Raw genomic sequence first — 21,576 nt, 5'->3', positions numbered from 1 at the left:
GCAACCCTAGGGCCGGGCAGCGCACAATGGCCCGGTGATCAGGGGCATGGGGTACTACCGGGCCGGGACGGTCGACCCCGTCTCGGGCGTGGCCGGGTTGGTCGGCGAGGTCCCCGGGGACGTCACCATCGCCGGCCGGCTGCGCGAACTGCATCAGCGGGCCGTGACCGACGACGGCGCCTTCGTCTGGCTCGGGCTCTTCCAGCCCACTCGCGCCGAGCTGCAGATCGTGCAGGACGTGTTCGGGTTGGCGCCGCTGCAGGTGGAGGACGCCTCGAATCCTCGGCAGCGCGCGAAGTTCGAGGTGACCAAGGACTTCGCGTTCGTGGTGTTGAAGGTGCTGTCGTACGTCGAGGCGACCAGCGACGTCGAGACCGCGCAGATCTCGGTGTTCGTCGGCCCGTCGTACGCGGTGACCGTGCGCCACGGCAGCCATGGCGATCTCAAAGGTGTGCGAGCCCGGCTGGAGTGCGATCCGGACCTGTTGCGGCACGGGCCGGTCAGCGTGCTCTACAGCGTGCTGGACACCGTGGTGGACGGGTATCTCAGTGTCTCGGACGAGATCAGCCGCGACATCGAGAACGTCGAGGAGGCGGTCTTCAGCCCGACCCGTACCGACGACGACCCGCAACTGATCTACCGGTTGAAGCGGGAGAATCTCGAGATGCGGCGGGCGGTGGCGCCGTTGGTGGCGACCGCGACGGAACTGGTGCGTGAGACCCATGCGCAGGTACCCGACGACCTGCGGCCGTTCTTCCGCGACGTCGGTGACCACGTGCTGCGGGTATCGGACACCGTGGAGCAGAACGACAGCCTGCTGATGACCCTGCTGATGGCGAGCACGTCGTTGCAGGACCTCAAGCAGAACGCCGACATGCGCAAGATCGCGTCGTATGCCGCGATGCTGGCGGTGCCGACGATGATTGCCGGTATCTACGGCATGAACTTCGACGACATGCCGGAACTGACGTGGTCGTTCGGCTATCCGCTGGCGCTGGGACTGATGGGTGGCCTGGTGTTGCTGGTGTACCGGCTCTTCAAGCGGTCGGGCTGGTTGTGAGGGCCTGACCCGGGCTGATCCCGACCAATGCAGCGGTGCCAGGCGTTCAGGTCGTCAGAACGCCGGTTGACAGCAGGACCAGCAGCACCAGGCCGGCAGCGATGCGATAGAGCACGAAGGGCCGGTACGACCCGGTGGCCAGGTAGCGCAACAGCCACGCGATGACGGCGTACCCGACCACGAACGCGATGGCTGTGGCCAGCAGGGTGGGTCCCCACGACACGGTGGCGTCGTCGCCGATCTTGCGGGCCTCGAACAGTCCGGACGCCAGGACCGCAGGGATCGCCAGCAGGAAGGCGTACCGGGTGGCGGCCGCGCGGGTGTAGCCGAGCGCCAGCCCGGCGCTGATGGTCGCGCCGGATCGTGACACCCCGGGGACCAGTGCCAGTGCCTGTCCGAAGCCGTAGATCACCCCGTCGCGGGCGTTCAGGTCGCGTTCGTCGAACTTCTTGCGCCCCAGCGCATCGGCGACGCCGAGCACGATGCCGAAGACGATCAGCATCGTCGCGACCAGCCACAGGTTGCGGGCGGCGGTCTCGACCTGGTCCTTGAACACGAAGCCGAGCACGGCGATCGGCACGGTCCCGATCACGACGTACCACCCCATACGGGCGTCGAGTTCGCCGCGTAGTTCCGGTCGTACCAGCGAACGTGACCACGTCCGCAGGATCCGGGCGATCTCGTGCCGGAAGTACAACAGGACAGCCGCTTCGGTGCCCAGCTGGGTCACCGCGGTGAACGCCGCTCCGGGGTCGCCCCAGCCGAACAGGGTGGAGGTCACCAGGACGTGAGCGTTGCTGGAGATCGGGAGGAACTCGGTGAGTCCCTGAACGATGCCGAGGACGACAGCTTCGATCCAGCTCATCGAGTTGCGGTTCGGTCGATCACGGTCGGGAGGCTACCGGCCGCACGTCGCCGGCCCGGTCATGTCGCTCAGCCGGTTCACAGGCCGACCTGCGCTCCAGCTGGCCGGCACGGAATCGGGCGCACGACTGGGCGCACGAGCTGGACGGCAGGGGCGGGCGGCACGAGCGGGACGGCAGGGCGACGCCCGGCAGATAGGTTGACCGGCCATGGAGCAGCGGCGCCTCGGCCCCAGCGGCCTGCAGGTGTCGCGACTGGCGCTGGGGACGATGACCTGGGGCCGCGACACCGACGTCCACGAGGCGCGGGCGCAGCTGCGCGACTTCGCCGACGCCGGCGGGACCCTGGTGGACACCGCCGACGTGTACGCCGAGGGCGCCAGCGAGACGATCCTCGGCCAGCTGCTGGCCGAGGACGGGCTGCGCGACCAGCTCGTCCTGGCGACCAAGGCCGGTGCCCGGCCCGGACGGACGCGACGGGCCGACGCCTCCCGTTCGCACCTGCTGGCCGCGCTGGACGGCTCGCTGGCCCGCCTCGGCGTCGATCACGTCGACCTGTGGCAGCTCCACGTCTGGGACCCGCTGACGCCGTTGGAGGAGTCGCTGGCCGCGGTTGACGACGCCGTACGGTCCGGCCGGGTGCGCTACGCCGGAGTCTCCAACTACAGCGGCTGGGAACTCGCCCGTGCCGTGACGCTGCAGCAACGGGCCGGCGCTGCGCCGCTGGTGACCGTGCAGTCGGAGTACTCCCTGCTCGCCCGCGGCGCCGAGCGTGAGGTGGTGCCGGCCGCCGTGGCGACCGGCATCGGCCTGCTGCCGTGGTCGCCGCTGGGGCGCGGCGTGCTCAGTGGCAAGTACCGGTACGGCACCCCGGCGGACTCCCGCGCCGCCTCGGCCGGACTCGGTCCGTTCGTCGCGCCGTACCTCGCCGAACCGCAACGCCGTGTCGTCGATGCGGTCTGCACGGCAGCTGACGGTCTGGGGGTGGCTGCGGTCCAGGTCGCGCTGGCGTGGGTACGGGATCGGCCGGCCGTCGTCGCCCCCGTCGTCGGCGCCCGGTCCGCAGCGCAGTTGGCGGTGGCGTTGGACAGCGAGCACCTGACGCTGCCGGCGGAGATCGTCGTCGCGTTGGACGAGGTCTCGGCGCCGGCGATGGGCTATCCCGACGCCGGTGCCCGCCGCTGAGGTGACGGCGCCGGACGTCGTCGAGGTCGTCGGGCAGGCGGCGGCGGCCGGTCACACCCTGCTGCCGGTCTCGCTGGCGCACGCGATCGCGCCGCCGACGCGGTGGCAGGCCGCGGTCGCCGCGGGGCAGGTCGCGGCGGTGCCGGCCGGCTCGGGCGCCGCGCTCGGGTATGCCCGTCCCGAGCTGGCCGAGACCGACGAGCAGCTGGCAGCCGTGCTCGGCCGGATGCTCGACGAGCGCCGGGTCGGTTGCGTGGTCGGGCCCGCCGGTCGCGGCCGCACGGCGGCCGTGGAACGTCGCGCCGGCGAGGCACGGGCGGCCGGCGCGCAGGTGGTCGTCGTGGACGATGCCGAGCGGGACGACGTGGTGTCGGTGCTGCAGATCCTGGCCGGCGTACCGGCCGACGCGCTGGTGCTGCTCGCCGGCGATCTGGACACCCTGCCGGCCGGCGGTCCCGGGCAGGTCCTGGCGGACCTCGTCGCTGCCGGGCGCTGCCCGGTCGCGACGGCGGCCAACGACGACGACCGGCCCGCCGCGCTGGCTGCGGCAGCCGCCGCGATCCGGCAGGGCCGCCTGGTCTCTCGTGATCCGGCCGACCGGTCCCTGGTCGTGGTCACCGCGAACGACGAGGCCGACGCGGTACGCCGTACCGGGCAGCTGGTCGCCACGTCGATCCCGCGGGCCTTCGGGCTGACCACCGCCGAGATCGCCGTACTGACTCCGGTGGTTCGCGGTCCGTGCGGGCGAGACGCGCTGGCTGCCGTGCTCGCGGACGTCGAGGTCGTCACGGTGCACGAGGCGGTGGGCCGGCGGTGGCCGGCGGTGGTCCTCCTGCTCGGGCCCCGCTGCGCCGGTGTGCTGAGCCGGCCGCTGCTGGTCGCGGCGACTGCGACGCCGACCAGTCACCTGAGTGTGGTGCACGGCGTCGGTGGCGACCTGCCGCTTGCCCTCGCGCAGGTCACCGGCGTACGGCGCGAGACGGTGCTGGGGCACCGGCTGCGCGACGGTGACGGGGTCGACACGCCACAATGACGCCCGTGGCGGCGGCCGTCTGGGAGTACCGCGAGCTGGCGATGTCGCGTGCGACCAGCCGGGAGGCGGCACGGACGGTGCTGACCGACATCGCCGAGCGAGGCAGTTGGGAGCTGGCCCGGGTGCGGGTCTACCCCGACGGCCGGCGGCGAGTCTGGCTGCGGCGCAAGATCATCCGGGCGGTTCGGACGGCCTGACACCGCCGGGCCTGAACCGCCGGCCTGCTGGGTGTCGGGACCTATCGCTGGTCGGTGCGGTCGCGCGCCGGGTCGCGGTGTCCGGTGAGCCGCTGGAGTTCGGCGTACCGCCGCCAGGTCCAGCCGTCGCGTGGCTTCGTGGTGAGGCGTTCGGACAGCAGGGTCCGTGCCAGGTCCGACTCCTCGGCGGCCAGCGCGGCGGCGACCAGGGTGCGTTGGAACGCGTCGCGCTGGGCGTGACTGCCGCCGAAGTCGGCCAGCCGGTTGCGGATCGGCGCCAGCTGCGCGACAGCGTCGCCGAACCGCCCGGTGGCGTACGCGATCAGGGCGTCACAGACCGGCAGGCCCACCTCGCCGGTCATGGTCACGTTCGTCAGCCGCGGGTCGGCCTGCGCCAACCACCGGCGACGCGCTTCGACAAGGGCTTCCGCGTCCGCGACGCGGCCGGCCCCGAGCAGGGCCATGACTCCGAAGGCATCGTTGAACGCGTAGTGCGGTGCGACGAGTTTCGGGTCCCAGGCGTCGGCCAGGATCCTCCAGCGTGCGGTCTGCTCGTCGCCGTCGAGGTAGCGCCGCCACAGCAGGCCGGCCGCATCGAGCAACTCCATGACCAGACCTTCGGACGACGCGGTGTGCAGCACGCTGTCGTAGATCGCCAACGCGCCGGCCGGGTCGCCGCTGTCGAGTCGGTACAGCGCCTCGTGCCAGGCGGTATGGACGTGCAGGAAGTTCCCGGTGGCCCAGTCGGTCCGGCGCTGGTCCAGGTACGCCAGGCCGGTGGGGACGTCGCCGCGCATCTCGTAGGTGTGGACGACGGCATGGATCCCCCACACGTCGCCGGGGTTGTCCGCCACCGCCTGCAGCCCGAGTGCCTCGGCCCGGTCGTACTGGCCGCACTCCTCCAGTCCGAAGGCGGCCATGCCCAGCAGGTACCCGCGGTGCGGGTCGGCATCCGGCCAACTGGACAGGGCACCTCCGATCCGATCGCGCAGCGCCACCGCGTCGCCGCGGAAGAAGTCGAGCTGGTGGCCGACGAACAGCGCCAGCAGGTCGCGCGGATGACCGACGCTGAGCGTGCGCAGATCGTCGGCCGCGCCAGCGAGGTCGCCACCCAGCCACCGCTGCGCCGCCACGACGTGCTGGTGCTCCCGGCCGGTCCACGGCGTGTCGTCGACGGCGCGCCGCCAGGAGCCGAATTCGGTTGCAGCAGTGGCAGCGTCGGCAGGTTCGGTACCCAACAGACCGAGGTACGCCGCCATGACCCGAGGCATCGGTGCCGTCGGATCGGCGGCGATGGCGTCGACAACCGCATCGGTCACCGCGGGCCGGAAGTTGACCAAGTGGTCGACGGCGGCGTCGAGGAAGTCCACCGCGGCGGTGGCACCGGTCGTCGGGTTTCCGTGCTGGTCGAGGCTCATGGTCTGCCGGTCTCAGCAGGCCCGCAGGAAGCGGTCGAGAACCCGGGTGCCGAACCGTAGGCCGTCGACAGGCACGCGTTCGTCGACGCCGTGGAACAGCGAGCCGAAGTCGAGGTCGGGCGGCAGCAGCAACGGGGCGAATCCATAGCACCGGATCCCCAACCGGCTGAACGCCTTTGCATCGGTGCCGCCGGACAGCGCGTAGGGCACGGCGCGGGCTCCGGGGTCCTCGGCACGCAGCGCCGCGGCCATCAGGTCGATACTCGGTCCGTCGAAGCTGGTCTCGAGGGCCACGTCGTGGGAGACGAACTCGCGCACCACGTCGTCGCCGAGCAGCCGGTCGATCTCGGCGAAGAAGTCGTCCTCGTGGCCGGGCAGGAAACGTCCGTCGACGTGGGCGACGGCCTCTCCCGGTATCACGTTCACCTTGTATCCGGCGGCCAGCATCGTCGGATTCACGGTGTGCGACAACGTCGCGCCGACCAGCCGGGCCAGCGGCCCTAGCCGGGCCAACGTCGACTCCAGGTCACGTGGGTCCAGATCGACACCGAGCGCGTCGCCGAGGTCACGCAGGAAGGCGTCGACCGTCGGAATGAGCTGGACGTCGAAGCGGTGACGGCCGAGTCGGCTGACCGCCTCGGCGAGCCGGGTCACCGCGTTCGCGTCGTTGAGCATCGATCCGTGACCGGCCGATCCGGCGGCCCGCAATCGGAGCCAGGCAATCCCCTTCTCCGCCGTCTGGATCAGATACAGCCGCAGATCGTCGCGTACGGTCAGGCTAAACCCGCCGACCTCCCCCACGGCCTCGGTCACCCCGTCGAACAGGTCCTGGCGGTGTTCGACGAGCCAGTGCGAGCCGTGCCGGCCGCCGGCCTCCTCGTCGGGCAGGAACAACACGACGATGTCGCGGTCGGGCTGCACCTTGTTGCGTGCCCACGAGCGGACCACGGCCAGGATCATCGCGTCCATATCCTTCATGTCCACTGCGCCTCTGCCCCAGATCATCCCGTCGACGACCTCGGCGTCGAACGGCCCCACCCGCCAGTCGGCGGCGATGGCCGGGACGACGTCGAGGTGACCGTGCAGGAGCAGTGCGCCGCGGGAACGGTCGCGGCCGGGGATGCGAACGGCGACCCCCTGCCGGCGTCCGCTGGAGGTCTCGAAGCGTTCGGGGTCGAGTCCCACCTCGGCCAGCAGCTGCTCGACGTATTCGGCGACGGCGGCCTCGCCCACGGTGTCCGGGGTCCCGTCGTTCACCGAGTCGATACGAATCAACGCCCGGCAGAGGTCCACGACTTCGGCCTCGGCGTCCGGCAGCGGTTCAGGGAGGAACGGCGAGGTCGTCCCCGGCGAGGCGGTCATGGGCCCATCCTGCCCGGCCGGGCTAGCCTGGCGCCCGCGAACCCGTTCCCGGCGCGCACCCACGTGCCCGGCTCCAGCGAGGTGCTCCGTGACGCAGCTGTCCGCCGCGCAGCGCATCCCCCGCAGCCGCCCTCGGCTGCGGTCCACCTGGCTGTACCGGCCGGGGACGGACCTGCTCATCGCGTGGTCCTGGCTACCGTTCTACGCCGTCACCGCGCTGGTGGCCTCGGCCGGCACTGCCGACGCCGTGGTCGTGGCGATCCTGGGTTGGGTATTGGCGATCTCGCTGCTGCACCAGCCGTTGACGCTGCTGCTGGTGTACGGCGACAGCGGTCAGTTCCGGGCTCACCGGCGCTTGTTCGTCTGGGGTCCGATCGTCGCGGTGGGGCTCATCGGGGCGACCGCGGTGCTCGGCCTGTGGGTGCTGGTGCTGCCGATTGCCGCGGCATGGCAGGTCTTTCACACCCAGCAGCAGCGGTACGGCCTGCTGCGTATCTACGGACGCAAGGCCGGCTACGGCTCGCCCCGGCTGGACCGGGCGATGTGCTACCTGCCGCTGGCCGCCGTCACCGCGCTCGTCGTCGCGTTGCCGGCCGCCAGTGACCAGCTGCACCGGTTTGCTGCCGGGATCGGTTCGGACAACGCGAGCAAACTGGACCAGTTGTTCGCCGCTCGCGGCACGATCCTGCTGCTGCTGGTGCCACTCGTGGTCGCCGCCCTGGTCGCCGTCGGGCTCTACCTGCGGCAGGAGCGGGCGGCCTGCCGTGCCGGCGAGGCGAACCCGGCCAAGTGGAACTACCTGCTGGCGTCGGCGGCGCTGCTGGCGGGACTGGTCGTGAACCCCGTCGCCGGTCTCGTGGCCTACGTCGCTGCGCACGCCCTGGAATACATCCTCGTCGTCGATCGCACGCTGGCCGCGCGCTACGGCCGCAGCAGCCCGCCATCGAGCCTGCTGGGCGTGCTCGCGGGCACCACCGTCCGCCGGAATCTGTTGCTGGCCGGCTTCTTCCTGGTCCTGGCCCTCGTCAACGTCGAGTTGCGCGGCACGATCCCGGCTACGGCCTACCTCGTGATCATCTACGTCGTCGGGCTCCTGCACTTCGGCTACGACGCGGTCATCTGGAAGGCCCGGCGGCCGGCCGTTGCCGCGGAGTTCGGCGTACGCCCCGCTGCGCCCGGCTAGACCGGACGTGCCCGGCGTGGGCGGTCCGGCGTACGAGCCGCGCCCGGCCGGCCGGCCGTCGCCGTCAGGCGCTGGTCCGGGTCCGCCGAAGCCGCGATGCCACCGCAAGGGCGGGCTACGGCCGGCTGATACGAGCCCTTGCGGTGGCACGGCGCCGTGCGACGGGTACCGGCTCTGGACTAGACGTCGCCCGGGGCGCCCGGAGGCATCGCGGACGGCTTGGTCTTCGACGAGGCCGGGGGTGCGTCGGGTAGGGCGTCCCCCACGCCGGGGGTGTCCGTCGCCGGTTGCGGAGCGTTGCCCCGGGTGACCAGCGCTTCCTCGGCTGTGAGCTCGATCGGTTCGCTGTCGTCTGCCGGCAGATCTGTTCCAGACGCCATGGCTCCTCCTTGGGTAGACGCGCTCGCGCAGATACGCCGCTGCGGCGTCGTGATTCCCCCGTCGCCCGCGACGCAATCGGCCAGCGACCGCGTCGTGATCGGCCGGCGGCGCATGGCATCGTCCAGGGCCGTATGGCAGAGGCCAGTGCCGCACGGCGTGGCTCGTCCCGGCGCGGCTGCGGCCCGGCGCGGCTGCGGCCCGGGCGTGCGGCGCTACGTCGACGGAGCCGGCAGTGGAGCGGGATCGGCACGGGGGTGCAGGGCGACGACGGGGATGGTGCGCGACGTCAGGCGTTCGTACTCGGCGAAATTCGGCATCGCCGCCTTCTGCCGAGTCCACAACAGGTCTCGCTCGTCGCCGTGCACGACACGGGCCCGGACCGGGACGGTCGCGGTGCCGACTTCGACCAGTGCCGCCGGTTGCGCCAGCAGATTGCCGAACCACGCCGGATCCGCAAGGGCGCCATACGCCGAGGCAAACACCACCATCGCCTCGCCGTACTGCTGATACACCAGCGGCGTCACCCGGGGAGCGCCACTGCGGGCCCCGACGTGGTGCAGCAGCAGGACGTTCACCCCCGTCAACGGACCACCGACCACGCCGCCCCGGGCACGAAACTCGGCAATGACGGCATCGTTGACATCGGCCGCCGTGGGATCGCTCATTCGTGGAAGAAGCCGGCGATGTCGACGAACCGGCCGTCGTCACCATGGCGGGCAATGCTGATGCCCTGCATCGTCGTACGGCGGTCTGCGCTCACCTGCCGCCACCGGGCCAACGACCGATCGTGGTGATGTCGGACGTCGTCGATCCAGAAGTGTTCCTGCGGGAACGTCGTGCGAAACGACGTCATGTAGGTCGCGAGTTCGTCGACTCCCGCGAGGTTCGTCGCCGGATCGCGGTACGAAACCGCCGGGTCGGCGACTGTCAGCAGCGCCCCGGAACGCTCCTCGTCGGACATGGACCAGCAGGCGGCATAGGTGCGCCACCGTGTTTCAGGACTCATGGTTTCCCTCCAGTGAATCGATGACGACATCGACCGCGTCCACGACTGAACGCAGCAGTTTCTCGTCCGCGCCGAACCGCACGAGGACGAGCAGGCCCTGGTAGAGCGCGAGGAGTTGGTCGGCGGCAGCGGCGGCGCCCTGGTGCGCTCCTGCAAGGCGCTGCGCGGCGTCGAAAAAGCCGGCCCGCAGGGCGTCCAGCGAGGTCCCCACCTTCTGCCGCGCCTCGGTCGCCAGCGCCGGCGACTCGACCGCGCTGTTCGTCACTAGGCAACCGGGGTCGGGGGCGGGACGACCCTCGAACGTCGAGGTGAACATCGCGCGCAGTCCCGCGCGGGGATCCGGTGCGTCGGTCAGGTAGCGCGCGACCCGGGCGTCGACCACGTGCGCGGCGTACCGGTCCAGCACGGCGGCGAATAGCCCGGCCTTGCTGCCGTACGCCGCATACACGCTGCCGGGCCGCAGGCCGGTCGCGTCCTCGATGTCACGCGTGGAGGTGGCCTCGAAGCCCTTGCGATGAAAGACCGCAGACGCCGCCGCCAGGACCGCGTCCTCGTCCCATGACCGGCTCCGACCCACCCGAGGGAGAGTAGTTGAGCGACCGCTCAAGAATCAAGCTGAACCATCGCATCGCTCTCCGGAGTGGCCATGACTGGCCCGTTGAAGTGGGCCGATGGACGAGGTAGGGCGCGCCCCCAGGCTTTGGTAGCCTCACCGACGCGCTCGACCCGTTCGGCGCATGGTCCGAGTGGCGGAATGGCAGACGCGCTAGCTTGAGGTGCTAGTGCCCTTTAACGGGCGTGGGGGTTCAAGTCCCCCCTCGGACACCCAATCCTGACCGCACGACGTGGTCCGGAGCCGTGGCTTGGCGGCAGCGTCGCGGCCCTTGCCAGCTCGGCCCTGTCGGGGACCTCCCCTGCGCGGGCTCCGACGTCCGGATGCTTGACGAGGGCCGGACAGCAGCGCGCAGTTGGGCCGGCCGCAACTCGTCGGGCGGGCGATGGCCCACGGCAACCGCCCGCGTTCGGCGACCTTCGACGGCTGCTTGCGCAGCGACGGTCCTGCGAGGCGGCCTAGTTGATCGTCGGTAGGGCGTCGAGTGCATTGAACAAAGAGATCTCCTCGCCTACCCCAGTTCGGGATATGCGGATCGCCAGGCCGACGTCGTAGAGAGGGCAGAAGATCGCGGCGTCGGTAACGCTTGGGTCGTGGCGCACCATGGCTTGTACCGCCGACAAGGCGACCGACGCCGTGTCGGCGTTCTTCAGAGGGCCCTCCTCGCAGCACCGGTACGCAAACATGATTCCGTTGGCCTCGGCGTGCTCGCATGCCGAGGCCAAGGCATCAGCTAGCAGTGCTGAACGACTTCGCGCTGCGGCGTCCAGCGTGAGCAGGTCCGGCGTCCTCGTCAGGATCGATTCACGAAGGGCGAGGATCCCCTCCAGATCACGCCGACACGCAAGCCCTCGCGCCGCGTCCAGCCGAACCTCGGCAGACGGGTGATTCATGTTCTGGCGCAGCACGTCACGCACGCGGTCACCGTCGATCTCCAGCTGCAGACCGACGGCGAAGGTGGCCAGGCTCGCGACGTCGTCGTCTTCGTCCGCGCACAGGTGAAGCATCACATCGGCCACGAGCGCCGGGGGCGCGTCGTGCGCCAAGTCAGGCAAGGCGAAGGCAACGGCGTACCTGACCACCGGACTCGGTTGTGTGGCAAGCCGAACCACTGTGGTATCAGCCAGGCAGCGGCCATCTCGCCGGCGGCCTGGACGACGCCGCGCTGGACATCGTCGTCGCTCTCGGCCTCGGCAGCCGCCGTGAGAATCTCGACCAGCTGGGGAGGAACAGCAAAGCCGGTGACGGCGAGTTCCGCAACGACGTGCCATGCGACCAGTCGGGTCGACGGATCGGCAGATCCGATAAGACTGGGGACGGCTGCATAGGCGACATCGCTGCGTCCGTGGCACAACTGCCTCACCGGCCGTCGTACTACGTCGTCGTAGGCCGAGGGATCGACTGCGTCGTTCCAGGCCCGCGCAATCCTGCGGGCACTCTCTGAGAACGAAGCGATCGTATTGTGGCTCAACGCCCACCCCCGAGACCGCCGCAGCGGCTATTGCCGCATCGCGACCATACCGTCCCGGCCCCTGCCGCGCTGACGGGCGCGAGTCCGGCACCACGCCGGCGAACCGGGCCAGCGACAGGCGTTGCCGACGCGTCGTCGTGCTGCCGCCTTGCTCGGCTGCGCTTACGGTGGGCGCGTGCCGATCGGCCGCGATCCCGATGTTCCGGCAGTTGCCACCGTCGGCGTCGAGGAGGAGTTCCACCTCGTCGAACGTGACACTCGGGCGCTGGCGCCCGTCGCTGACGCCGTCCTGGGGTCCCTCCCCGGCGGTTCGTACTCGACCGAGCTGCACCAGTCCATGGTCGAGACGAGGACCCCGGTGTGTACGACGCTGGCCCAGCTGCGGCAGGCCATCGGCGAGCTGCGGCGGCAGGTGAGCGAAGCCGCCGCACCGCACGGTGTCGCCATCGCCGCCGCCGGCACGCTGCCCATGGCCCCCACGCGACTCGCGGTGACCGGAGGTGAGCGCTACCGGCGGATGCTCGCGGACTACCAGATGCTGGTTCGCGAGCAGCTGATCTGCGGGCTGCAGGTCCACGTCGGCGTCGGCGACCGCGACCGGGCGGTCCGCCTGATGCAGCGCATCGCGCCGGTGACACCGCTGCTGCTGGCGATCACGGCAAGTTCGCCGTTCTGGTACACCGGGGATGACACCGGCTACGCCAGTGTCCGAACGTTGGTATGGCAGCGCTGGCCGACCGCCGGCACGGCGGGACCGCTGCGGTCGGCGGCCGACTACGACCGCGTCGTCGCGCAGTTGCTGCAGGCCGGGGTGATCAGCGATCCCGGGATGATCTACTTCGACGTCCGTCCCTCGGCGCACCTGCCGACGCTGGAACTGCGGGTGTGCGACGCCTGCCCGTCCGTCGACGCGGTCCTGCTGGTCGCGGCGATCTTCCGTGCCTCGGTCGGCCACGAACTGTCCGCCGACTCCGCCGGTGCACCCCCTGTGCTGCAATCGGATCCGCTCCATCGGGCCGCCATGTGGCGAGCCGCTCGCAGCGGCCTCGCGGACGTCCTCGTCGATCCCGCCGCGTGTCGTCCGATACCCGCGGCGGCGCTGCTGCGGCAGACGGTGGCCGAGCTGCGGGAGCAGTTCGAGGTTTCCGGCGACTGGGCCGAGGTGACGGACTTGGTCGACGTCGTGCTGCGGCAGGGCAGTCCGGCGCAGCGGCAGCGGGCGACGATGATGCGCGCCGGCCGCGCCACCGACGTCGTCGATCAGGTCATCGAGGAGACCGCGTCGGGGGTGCCACGGGCCTGACGACGGGGCCACCGGCACCCTGATTCTGCTGGCCGACACCGGTGCGGGGCTGCGGGGCGACGCCGTACCGCGGCCGGGCCGGCTCCGGGGAACGGCTAGGGCAGCCGGCCGACGTGGGCCATCGCCAACCGCAGCACCTTGTCGTGCCCGCCGGCCATCTCCAGCTGGACCTGCGGACTCACCGCCTCCTCCGGCGAGAGCCACGACAGGTCGAGGGCGTCGTGCGATGGCGCGCAGTCGCCGTCGACCGGAACCACGAACGCCAGACTGACCGCGTGCTGCCGCGGGTCGTGGAAGCCGGTCACCGACGGATCCGGGAAGTACTCAACGACGGTGAATGGTTGCGGTGCCGGGGGCAGCCGAGGCAACGCCATGGGCCCCAAGTCCTTCTCCAGGTGGCGCAGCAGGGCGGTACGCACGCGCTCGGCGTACAGGACGCGGCCGGAGACGATGGCGCGGCTGATGCTGCCGTCCGGCCGGGCGCGAAGCAGCAGACCGACTTCGGTCACCTGACCCAGTGGATCCACCCGGACCGGTACGGCGTCGACGTACACCACGGGCAGCCGCGCCCGGGCGTCCTCCAGCGCGTGCGGCTCGAGCCACCCCGAGGCGACCTCGGCGACGTCGGCTGTCTCGTTCACGGTCCTCCTCGGACGCTGTCCGGCAACGGTGTAGCCGGGTGCGGGCGTACGGCCGGGACATCCTCCCATCCGGCCGGCGACGCCTCCGATGATCTCTCCGGCCGCGGGCGGCGAGATGGGGCGGCGGCGACGTCGACACTCCAGCCGGGCAGCGGGAGTCCAGTTGGCAGCGGGACGTACGGGACGTCCGGAGGCTCAGCCGTCGGCAGCGGGGGCGGGGACGTTCCAGTGCTGGATGACGCGCTGCTCGTGTTCGTGGCCGAGGGCGGACAGCGCGCCGGCGTCCAGGGCCCACAGCCGGGCGCAGGTCGCGGCGAGGTCCAGCCAGGTCGCGGTGAGGATCCGTAGCAGGTGGCCGTGTGCGACCAGCGCACAGTCGCGGCCGCTGGCCAGCACCGGCGCACAGCGGGCGAGGACGCGCCGGCAGCGGTCGGCCACGTCGTCAGGTTGCTCCCCCGGTGTCGAGCCCGGGCCGATGCGGGCGTCCCAGATCGACCAGCCTGGATCGCCGAGGTCCCGCCGGATGTCCGGGGTCGTGCGGCCTTCGAACTCGCCGTAGTCCCACTCGACCAGATCCGGATCGCGGTCGTCGCTGGGCAGCCCGGCCAACGCCGCGGTGCGTACCGCGCGGGCGAGCGGGCTGACCAGGACCAGCCCGAACGGCCGGTGGGCAAGCCCGCCGGCCAACGAACGGGCCGCCGCCTCGCCGTGCGACGTCAGCGGGATGTCGGTGCGACCGGCGTGCCGCCCGGCCCGGCTCCAGGCGGTCTCCCCGTGACGGATCAGCACGATCTCGGCCATGCCCGGCACCTTCTCAGACGCCGGGCGCTCGACGCGTCGACGCCGGGCCGGTGGCGGCCGGACGCAGTTCCCAGCAGGCCACCGCCGCAGCGGCGGCGGCGTTGAGGGAGTCGATGCCGCCGGCCATCGGGATTCGGACCCGGCGAGTGCAGCGGGCCAGCGTCGCCGAGGTGAGACCGTCGCCCTCAGTGCCGACCAGCAGCGCCAGCGGCATCGCCGACAGTTCCCGTGCCACCGCGTCGAGCGGTTCAGCGGCTGCGTCCGGCGTCAGCGCGAGCAGTTCCATCCCCGACTGCCGCAGCAGATCCAGGTCCGCCGGCCAAGCGGTGGAGCGTGTCCACGGCAACGTGAGGGACGCGCCCATCGACACCTTGATGCTGCGGCGGTACAGCGGGTCGGCGCACTGTGGCGAGATCACCACGGCATCGGTTCCCAGCGCGGCCGCGGACCGGAACACCGCACCCACGTTCGTGTGGTCGACGAGGTCTTCCAGCACGACCAGCCGGCGCGCGCCGGTGACCAGATCCGGGACGGCGGGCAACGGCCGCCGGGCGACCGAGGCGAGCGCGCCCCGGTGGACCCGGTAGCCGGTGATGGAGCGCAGCAGCGTCTCGTCGGCGACGTACACGTCGATGTCGCTGTTGCCCAAGCAGTTGCGCAGGCCGGGCAGCCAGCGTTGTTCGGTGAGCACGCAGCGCACTCGGTAGCCGGCTGCGACGGTCCGGGCGATCACCTTCTCCCCCTCGGCGATGAAGATGCCGTCGGCCGGCTCCCGGCGTTGCCGCGCGGCGACATCGGTGAGGCCGGTGAAATCCGACAATCGCGGATCGTCGCGGTCCTGTACGCCGATCACCGGCATGTCAGAACCTCACCAGGACAACGACCGCCGCGACCAGCCCGACACCGACGACGAGCGCCCGCAGCACGCCGGCGGGCAGTCGTCGGGCGACACGCGCGCCCAGCAGACCACCGGCGATCGAGCCGACCGCCAGGGCGATCGCGGCCCACCACAAGACCCGGCCGGTGACGATGAACGTCACGGCGGCTGCGGTGTTCGCGGTCCCGGCCAAGAGGTTCTTCGCCGCGTTGCTGCGCTGCACATCCGGGTCGTCGAGCAGGCACAGCACGGCCATGAACACGACACCCTGGGCGGCTCCGAAGTACCCGCCGTACACCGCGGCGCCGGTGACCGCTCCGCCGCGCAGCAGGCCGCTGCGTGGATGTTCGTGGATGGCGACGTCACCGGAGCGTGCGCGCAGCCACCGGGTGACGCGGGGCTGCACCAGCATGAGCACACAGGCTCCGACGATGAGCCACGGCACGACGAAGACGAAGACGGACTCCGGCAGCGCCACGACAAGGACGGCGCCGGCGAGGCCGCCGGCCGCGGCGAGGGTGGCCAGCCGCACCATCCGGGCGCGGCGGCCGGCCAGTTCCCGCCGGTAGCCGACGGCGCCGGCGAGGCCTCCCACGCACAGCCCGGTCGTGTTGGTGCCGTTGGCCAGCACCGGGTTCAGGCCGAAGGCGAGCAGCGTCGGGTAGGTCAGCAGCGTGCCGGACCCGACGACCGCGTTGATGCCGCCGGCGGCGACGCCTGCAAGGACGAGCAGCAGGGCCGACCAGGCGGTCATGCCCGATCGGTCGGGGCCACCTCCGGCGCGGCTGCCGGGCGGAAGGCCGTCGCCAGGCCCTCCATCGCCCGGGAGAGTTCCAGCGGCAGCACCCACACCTTGTTGGCGCTGCCCTGGGCGAGTTCCGGAAGCGCCTGCAGGTACTGGTACGCGAGCATCTGCGCATCGGGGTTCGCGGCGTGGACGGCGTCGAACACCTTCGTCAGCGCCTCCGCTTCACCCTGGGCGCGAAGGACTTGCGCCTGCGCGTCGCCCTCGGCGCGCAGGATGGCCGCCTGCCGGTCCCCTTCGGCGGTGAGGATGGCGCCCTGCTTGGAGCCCTCCGCCGACAGGATCGTGGCGCGGCGATCGCGTTCGGCCCGCATCTGCTTCTCCATCGACTCCTGCACGCTGGCCGGCGGGTCGATCGCCTTGATCTCCACCCGGTTGACCCGGATACCCCACTTGCCCGTCGCCTCGTCGAGTACGCCGCGCAACGCCGCGTTGATCTTGTCGCGGCTGGTCAGCGCGTCCTCGAGGTCCAACGACCCGATGACGTTGCGCAGCGTGGTGATGGTCAGCTGCTCGATGCCGGACAGGTAGTTCGCGATCTCGTACGTCGCGGCCTTGGGGTCGGTGACCTGGAAGTAGATGACTGTGTCGATGTTGACGACGAGGTTGTCCTCGGTGATCACCGGCTGCGGCGGGAACGAGACGACCTGTTCCCGCATGTCGATGAGCGGCTTGAGGGAATCGATGTACGGGATCAGCAGCGACAGGCCCGGCAGCAGCGTGCGGTGGTAGCGACCGAGCCGCTCGACGATTCCGGCGTTGGCCTGCGGCACGATCCGCACACCCTTGGCGATGGTCACGAGGACGAAGATCGCGACGAGAATGGCCGCGATCAGAATGCCGAGCGACGTCCCTTCCACTCCTGCCCCTCTCCGGTGCGGCTGGCGCCGTGGGTTGTCCAGCCGACGCGTTCAGCCGACGAGCGCGGTCGCTCCTGAGATCGCGATGACCTGCACGCTAGTGCCTACGTCGTACGCCGAGGTCTCGTCGTACGCCCGGGCGGACCAGATCTCGCCGCCGAGCTTCACCCTGCCGTCGCGGCCGTCCACCCGTTCGAGCACCAGGGCCTGCTGCCCACGCAATGCGTCGGTCCCGCTGCGCAGTACCGGGCCACGGGTCAGGTGCCGTTTGGCGACCGGCCGGAGCACCAGCAGCAGCAAGGCGGAGACGGCAGCGAAGACGAGGAAGGAAACCGGCGCCGGTGCCCCGACCGCCGACGCGATCGCCGCGGCCGCGGCGCCGCCGGCCAGCATGATCGCGACGAGATCCACGGTCAGCACTTCGACCACGGCGAGCACTGCTGCCGCGATCAGCCACCACACCCACGCGTCCATATCGCGATCGTAGGAGTCGGGAGCGGTGGATGCGCCACAGCCGTGGTCGCTGCGGGCGCCCGGCCGATCCGCCGGGTGACTGACAAGCCGGGAGCCACCTCGGACCTTGGGACGATGTGCTGACAGAACCTCCCGGATTGGTGGCCGCAATGCGCTCCTATAGGTCGATCGGCTGGAACCTTCGCGTCGGCGGTATCGCGGGCGGGATCGCGGGGGGCGCAGCCGGGACCGTGGTGTTCGTCGTGGGGCACTATGCATTCCCTGAATCCGACGTTGCGCTCAGCTGCGCAGCTGTGATCGCCACCGTTGTGACATTTGTGGCGGTGGTAGCCCGGTTCCTGCGGGTGCGAGTCGACATACAGGACGCTCAAATACTGGTCGTCAACCCCTACCGCACAGTCAGAATCGACGTCAGCAGCGCCTGCTTGGCCTCCCCGCGTCAAGCGTACGTCGGCCGCGACTACGTCCGTCTGAGGTTTCGGGACGGCAGTGGTCAGCGGAAGGCAGTCACGGTGGTGGCCCTACCTACTACTGCCATGGATCTTCTTCCCCAGGATCTGCCGGCCTGCGATCGTCGCTGATGCAGAGTGGGAATTGCTGTTGACGGAAGACGAGAAGCTGTCCGACGAAGGTGGTCGCTAGCTGACCCTACGGCCACTGCAGCCGCCGAGTTGAACTGTCGGAGAAGCGTTCTGCAGGTCAGCTGTCAGGGCCGCTGGCCGAGCGGCCCGGCCGACTCGCTCGCCACAGTGTGCGGACTCCTCGGGCCGTCGCTGAGACGACGATGGCGTTGACGTACGCGAAGGCGGCGGGGTGCAGGATAAGCAGGCCGTAGGCCACGACGGAGGCGACGGGATTTGTCGTCACAGCAGTGGCATAGGCGAGGCTGTAGAAGGCCAATGGCCAGATCATCCCGGCCGGCGACAATAGCGCCCAGACCACCAGTGGCAGCCACGGCGAGTGGGCCACGAAGTTGACGACGTACAGCAGCGTCACGGCAGCCACATAGGCACAGCCAAACGGTCCGAGGACGAGCGCACGCGGCACGTGGCGCGTCATCCCCGTCATGCGTTGAGCGTACGCCGAGTCGGCGTCACGGCCCCCGGCGGAGTTCACGGAGTTTGCCTACACAACGTCGCCGGCCCGTTCCGATGTCACCGTCAGGCTGCGCGGGCCGTCCAGCGATCGTCGAAGCGCCTGAGCCGCAACGGGATCCCGAATGTCGCCGACAGTGCCGAGGACGACATCGTCGACCGCAGCGGTCCCTGCGCCACCGCGCGGCCGTCGCGCAGCAGCAGGACGTGGGTGAAACCGGGCGGGATCTCCTCGACGTGATGGGTGACCAGGACCAATGCGGGCGACGCGGGGTCGGCCGCCAGGCCGGACAGCCGGCGCACCAGGTCCTCCCGGGCGCCGAGGTCGAGTCCGGCGGCTGGTTCGTCCAACAGCAACAGTTCCGGGTCGGTCATCAGCGCACGGGCGAGCTGCACCCGCTTCTTCTCCCCCTCCGACAGGGTCCCGAAGCGACGCTCGATCAGGTGAGCGGCACCGACCTGGTCCAGCAGAGCGCGGGCCCGCAGGGTGTCAGCGGCGTCGTACGACTCCCGCCAGCGACCTGCCACCGCCCAGGCCGCCGTCACCACGACATCGCCGACCCGTTCGGTCGGCGGCACGAGTTCGGCCAGGCTCACGCTGGCCAGCCCGATGCGGGTGCGCAGTTCGAACACGTCGATCCGGCCGAGTCGCTCGCCCAGGATGTCCACGGTGCCGGCCGTGGGATGCAGCAGCGTCGCGGCCATCGACGTGATCGTCGTCTTGCCGGCGCCGTTGGGCCCGAGCACGACCCAGCGCTCGTCCTCATGCACCGACCAGTCGAGGTTGTCGACGATGTTGCGGCCGCCGCGCACGACGGTGACGCCGCGCAGCCGCAGCACCTCGCTCACGCCGGCTCCCTTCGCTTCTGGTCGTGGTGCGGCTCCCCGTCGGATGTGCGTCGCGACCCTAGCGGGACGCTCGCCTACCCTGGCGCCATGCCGGTCGTCCCCCGGTCCGGGCTCGTGGCGGCCTGGGCCAACGCCTGGTTGCAGGGTCTGGTCTCCCCCGATGACGCGGCCGCGGCGATCGCCGGGGCCGGTGTGCCGCACCGGGTGGCCGGCGCTCCCGGCGAAGACGGTCCCGTGTCCTGGCCGGTGGCCCTGGGGCGGTTGCGCGCGGCCGGGGCGACGGGTTTCCGGGTCTGCCTGCCCGCGCCGGGCGACGTGTCCGGTCTGCCGGGGCCGGCGTCGTTCAACGAAGCCGCGCTGGCCGCCGGCGAGGCCGTGCTCGTCGCCGGCGCGACGGCCGAGGGCGGGCTGGGCCTCGTACCGCAGCGCGAAACCGGCAGCGGCACAACGTGGTTCGTGCTGCCCACCAGCCGCCGGTTGGCGCCGCCGGCCGTGTCCTCGCTCGCCGAGGCCGACCGGGCGCTTGCGGAGGGCCTTCGGGAGGCCACCGCTGCGCTCGCCGCGCTGGACGTGGCACGCGGCCGCGAACAACTGTCCGGTCAGTTGCGTTCGCTCGAGCAGGCACTCGACCGGCTCCGGATGCCGCCCGGTACGTCCAGCCGTGCCCTGCAGGTCCTGCACCGAGCGCTGCGGCTGCGGGTCCTGGTCGAATACGCCGCTGCCGACGACGGTGCCGCGATGACCGCCGGGCAGGCCGCCGCGCGTGCCGCGGCGTTGCAGCCCCTCGACGGGCTGGCACGGCACGCCGCCGCGGCGGCGTTCCACGCTGCGGTCGAACCGGTCCCGCAGCGCCGCCGGTAGCCTGTCGGCCGCTATGGACCCCGCGCCCACCCTGCTGCTGACGCTGGCCGGTCCCGACAGGCCCGGTGTCACCGCCGCGCTGTTCGGCATCCTCGGTGACGACGACGTCGAGGTTGCCGACATCGAGCAGGTCGTCGTGCGGGGCCGGCTCCTGCTGGGCGTGCTGCTGCGGCTGGGCGACCGGGCCGACGCCGCGGCCATCGCCGACCGCGCGGAGGTGACCGCGACCTCGCTGGGCATGGCGCTCGACGTCGTGCCCGGCTCGGCCGAGACCGGTGGCCGCCGGCGCAGTTCGTTGCGCGTCACCGTCATCGGGTCGCCGCTGCGCCCCGACGCCGTCGCCGCGTTGGCCCGACGGGCAGCGGAGGTCGGCGCGAACATCGACCGGATCGCCCGCGTCGCGGCGTATCCGGTGACAGCCATCGAACTCGACGTCTCCGGGTCGGACGACGCCGTCGCGCTGCGCGCCGCGCTCTCGGACTCCGCCGCGACGTGCGGCGTCGACGTCGCCGTCCAGGCCGTCGGTCTGGACCGCCGGGGCCGGCACCTGCTGGTGATGGACGTCGATTCGACGCTCATCCAAGACGAGGTCATCGAACTGCTGGCCGGGCACGCCGGCCAGGAACCGGCAGTCGCGGACATCACGGCTCGGGCGATGCGCGGCGAACTGGATTTCGCCGCCTCACTGCACGCGCGGGTGGCACTGCTGGCCGGGCTACCGGCCAGCGTGCTCGACGCCGTACGCGAGCAGGTCCGGCTCACCCCCGGGGCGCGCACTCTGGTCCGCACCTTGCAACGTCTCGGCTACCGCGTCGCGCTGGTCAGCGGCGGCTTCACCCAGGTCGTCGAGCCCGTGGCGGCCGACCTCGGCATCACCGACCTTCGCGCCAACGAACTCGAGGTCGTTGACGGGCGGCTGACCGGCAGGGTCGTCGGTCCCGTGGTCGACCGGGAGGGAAAGGCGCAAGCGCTGCTCGATTTCGCTGCGCTGCATGCGATCCCGCTGTCGCGCACGATCGCCGTCGGCGACGGGGCCAACGACCTCGACATGATCGCGGTGGCGGGCCTCGGCATCGCGTTCAACGCCAAGCCGGTCGTCCGGCAGGCCGCCGACGCCGCGGTCAGCACGCCCTACCTGGACTCGGTCCTCTACCTGCTCGGGATCACCCGCGAGGAGATCGAGGAGGCCGACGCCCGCGACGGCGTCGCCACCCCTGCTCCCCCGGTCCGCTGACGGTG

At 71.3% G+C, this 21,576-nt stretch carries 24 protein-coding genes and 1 tRNA gene; 9 read left to right on the top strand and 16 right to left on the bottom strand.

Annotation, left to right across the window (positions count from 1 at the left end; genetic code table 11):
• The first annotated feature begins 34 nt into the window (after positions 1–34).
• Complete coding sequence (gene corA / locus EPO13_07205; protein TAK69644.1) at positions 35–1,060, top strand: magnesium/cobalt transporter CorA; 1,026 nt, start codon at positions 35–37, stop codon at positions 1,058–1,060.
• Between the two features lie 46 nt (positions 1,061–1,106).
• On the opposite strand, the gene EPO13_07200 is transcribed toward corA, so the two are convergent.
• The gene (locus tag EPO13_07200) at positions 1,107–1,925 is read right to left on the bottom strand and encodes an undecaprenyl-diphosphate phosphatase (GenBank protein TAK69643.1); all 819 of its coding nucleotides are present in this window, start codon (positions 1,923–1,925) and stop codon (positions 1,107–1,109) included.
• Between the two features lie 208 nt (positions 1,926–2,133).
• Between EPO13_07200 and EPO13_07195 the strand changes: the two genes are divergently transcribed.
• Genes EPO13_07195 through EPO13_07185 form a run of 3 tightly spaced genes read left to right on the top strand, consistent with a single transcriptional unit; the run spans position 2,134 to position 4,338 of the window.
• A complete protein-coding gene (locus tag EPO13_07195; protein TAK69642.1) occupies positions 2,134–3,108 on the top strand; it encodes an aldo/keto reductase in 975 nt (324 codons plus the stop codon).
• Positions 3,095–4,141: a hypothetical protein gene (locus tag EPO13_07190; GenBank protein ID TAK69641.1), complete on the top strand. Its 1,047-nt coding sequence runs from the start codon at positions 3,095–3,097 to the stop codon at positions 4,139–4,141. The genes EPO13_07195 and EPO13_07190 overlap by 14 nt, the downstream gene beginning before the upstream one ends.
• Complete coding sequence (locus EPO13_07185; protein ID TAK69640.1) at positions 4,138–4,338, top strand: hypothetical protein; 201 nt, start codon at positions 4,138–4,140, stop codon at positions 4,336–4,338. Before EPO13_07190 ends, EPO13_07185 begins: the two co-directional genes overlap by 4 nt.
• A 41-nt stretch (positions 4,339–4,379) precedes the next feature.
• On the opposite strand, the gene EPO13_07180 is transcribed toward EPO13_07185, so the two are convergent.
• Together EPO13_07180 and EPO13_07175 are read right to left on the bottom strand one after the other, a co-directional pair.
• A complete protein-coding gene (locus tag EPO13_07180; protein TAK69639.1) occupies positions 4,380–5,756 on the bottom strand; it encodes a tetratricopeptide repeat protein in 1,377 nt (458 codons plus the stop codon).
• 12 nt (positions 5,757–5,768) lie between these two features.
• Positions 5,769–7,118, bottom strand: coding sequence for a M20/M25/M40 family metallo-hydrolase (locus EPO13_07175; GenBank protein ID TAK69638.1), 1,350 nt, complete (start codon positions 7,116–7,118; stop codon positions 5,769–5,771).
• 88 nt (positions 7,119–7,206) lie between these two features.
• Between EPO13_07175 and EPO13_07170 the strand changes: the two genes are divergently transcribed.
• The gene (locus EPO13_07170; protein TAK69637.1) at positions 7,207–8,301 is read left to right on the top strand and encodes a hypothetical protein; all 1,095 of its coding nucleotides are present in this window, start codon (positions 7,207–7,209) and stop codon (positions 8,299–8,301) included.
• A gap of 179 nt (positions 8,302–8,480) precedes the next feature.
• Here EPO13_07170 and EPO13_07165 read toward each other — a convergent pair whose 3' ends face one another.
• The 4 genes from EPO13_07165 to EPO13_07150 form a co-directional block, all read right to left on the bottom strand.
• A complete protein-coding gene (locus EPO13_07165) occupies positions 8,481–8,681 on the bottom strand; it encodes a hypothetical protein (protein TAK69636.1) in 201 nt (66 codons plus the stop codon).
• A 213-nt stretch (positions 8,682–8,894) separates the two neighbouring features.
• Positions 8,895–9,347, bottom strand: coding sequence for a nitroreductase family deazaflavin-dependent oxidoreductase (locus tag EPO13_07160; protein ID TAK69635.1), 453 nt, complete (start codon positions 9,345–9,347; stop codon positions 8,895–8,897).
• Positions 9,344–9,718 carry a nuclear transport factor 2 family protein gene (locus tag EPO13_07155; GenBank protein ID TAK69634.1) on the bottom strand — a complete coding sequence of 125 codons (375 nt, stop codon included), beginning with the start codon at positions 9,716–9,718 and terminating at the stop codon, positions 9,344–9,346. Before EPO13_07155 ends, EPO13_07160 begins: the two co-directional genes overlap by 4 nt.
• Complete coding sequence (locus EPO13_07150) at positions 9,678–10,295, bottom strand: TetR/AcrR family transcriptional regulator (GenBank protein ID TAK69633.1); 618 nt, start codon at positions 10,293–10,295, stop codon at positions 9,678–9,680. The genes EPO13_07155 and EPO13_07150 overlap by 41 nt, the downstream gene beginning before the upstream one ends.
• Before the next feature lie 133 nt (positions 10,296–10,428).
• Here EPO13_07150 and EPO13_07145 point away from each other — a divergent pair.
• Positions 10,429–10,516, top strand: a tRNA-Leu gene (locus EPO13_07145).
• Between the two features lie 243 nt (positions 10,517–10,759).
• Here the strand turns inward: EPO13_07145 and EPO13_07140 are convergent.
• Positions 10,760–11,347, bottom strand: a complete 588-nt coding sequence (locus EPO13_07140; GenBank protein ID TAK69632.1) for a hypothetical protein — start codon at positions 11,345–11,347, stop codon at positions 10,760–10,762.
• 546 nt (positions 11,348–11,893) lie between these two features.
• Here EPO13_07140 and EPO13_07135 point away from each other — a divergent pair.
• Positions 11,894–13,075, top strand: coding sequence for a YbdK family carboxylate-amine ligase (locus EPO13_07135; GenBank protein TAK69631.1), 1,182 nt, complete (start codon positions 11,894–11,896; stop codon positions 13,073–13,075).
• A gap of 95 nt (positions 13,076–13,170) precedes the next feature.
• On the opposite strand, the gene EPO13_07130 is transcribed toward EPO13_07135, so the two are convergent.
• The 8 genes from EPO13_07130 to EPO13_07095 form a co-directional block, all read right to left on the bottom strand.
• Positions 13,171–13,785 carry a DUF4916 domain-containing protein gene (locus EPO13_07130; GenBank protein ID TAK69630.1) on the bottom strand — a complete coding sequence of 205 codons (615 nt, stop codon included), beginning with the start codon at positions 13,783–13,785 and terminating at the stop codon, positions 13,171–13,173.
• A gap of 126 nt (positions 13,786–13,911) precedes the next feature.
• Positions 13,912–14,517 carry a histidine phosphatase family protein gene (locus EPO13_07125; protein ID TAK69629.1) on the bottom strand — a complete coding sequence of 202 codons (606 nt, stop codon included), beginning with the start codon at positions 14,515–14,517 and terminating at the stop codon, positions 13,912–13,914.
• A 13-nt stretch (positions 14,518–14,530) separates the two neighbouring features.
• On the bottom strand, positions 14,531–15,376 hold the full coding sequence (locus tag EPO13_07120; protein TAK69628.1) for an RNA methyltransferase: 846 nt from the start codon (positions 15,374–15,376) through the stop codon (positions 14,531–14,533).
• 1 nt (position 15,377) lies between these two features.
• Complete coding sequence (locus EPO13_07115; protein TAK69627.1) at positions 15,378–16,148, bottom strand: sulfite exporter TauE/SafE family protein; 771 nt, start codon at positions 16,146–16,148, stop codon at positions 15,378–15,380.
• Positions 16,145–17,059 (bottom strand): SPFH/Band 7/PHB domain protein, encoded by a 915-nt coding sequence (locus EPO13_07110; GenBank protein ID TAK69626.1) that lies wholly within the window; start codon positions 17,057–17,059, stop codon positions 16,145–16,147. Before EPO13_07110 ends, EPO13_07115 begins: the two co-directional genes overlap by 4 nt.
• A gap of 51 nt (positions 17,060–17,110) precedes the next feature.
• Positions 17,111–17,533 (bottom strand): NfeD family protein, encoded by a 423-nt coding sequence (locus EPO13_07105; protein TAK69625.1) that lies wholly within the window; start codon positions 17,531–17,533, stop codon positions 17,111–17,113.
• Positions 17,534–18,232: 699 nt separating this feature from the next.
• Positions 18,233–18,601 (bottom strand): hypothetical protein, encoded by a 369-nt coding sequence (locus EPO13_07100; protein TAK69624.1) that lies wholly within the window; start codon positions 18,599–18,601, stop codon positions 18,233–18,235.
• Between the two features lie 92 nt (positions 18,602–18,693).
• On the bottom strand, positions 18,694–19,476 hold the full coding sequence (locus EPO13_07095; protein TAK69623.1) for an ABC transporter ATP-binding protein: 783 nt from the start codon (positions 19,474–19,476) through the stop codon (positions 18,694–18,696).
• Between the two features lie 87 nt (positions 19,477–19,563).
• Here EPO13_07095 and EPO13_07090 point away from each other — a divergent pair, with 87 nt between their 5' ends.
• Both EPO13_07090 and serB read left to right on the top strand, forming a co-directional pair.
• Entirely contained in the window at positions 19,564–20,337 is a 774-nt protein-coding gene (locus EPO13_07090) for a hypothetical protein (protein TAK69622.1), read from the top strand.
• Between the two features lie 13 nt (positions 20,338–20,350).
• Entirely contained in the window at positions 20,351–21,571 is a 1,221-nt protein-coding gene (gene serB, locus EPO13_07085; GenBank protein ID TAK69621.1) for a phosphoserine phosphatase SerB, read from the top strand.
• The last annotated feature ends 5 nt before the right edge of the window (positions 21,572–21,576 follow it).

It is taken from the genome of Actinomycetota bacterium, assembly GCA_004297305.1.
In the GTDB taxonomy this organism is placed as follows: Bacteria; Actinomycetota; Actinomycetes; order S36-B12; family FW305-bin1; genus FW305-bin1.
This window is presented reverse-complemented; position numbering and strand designations above follow the sequence as displayed.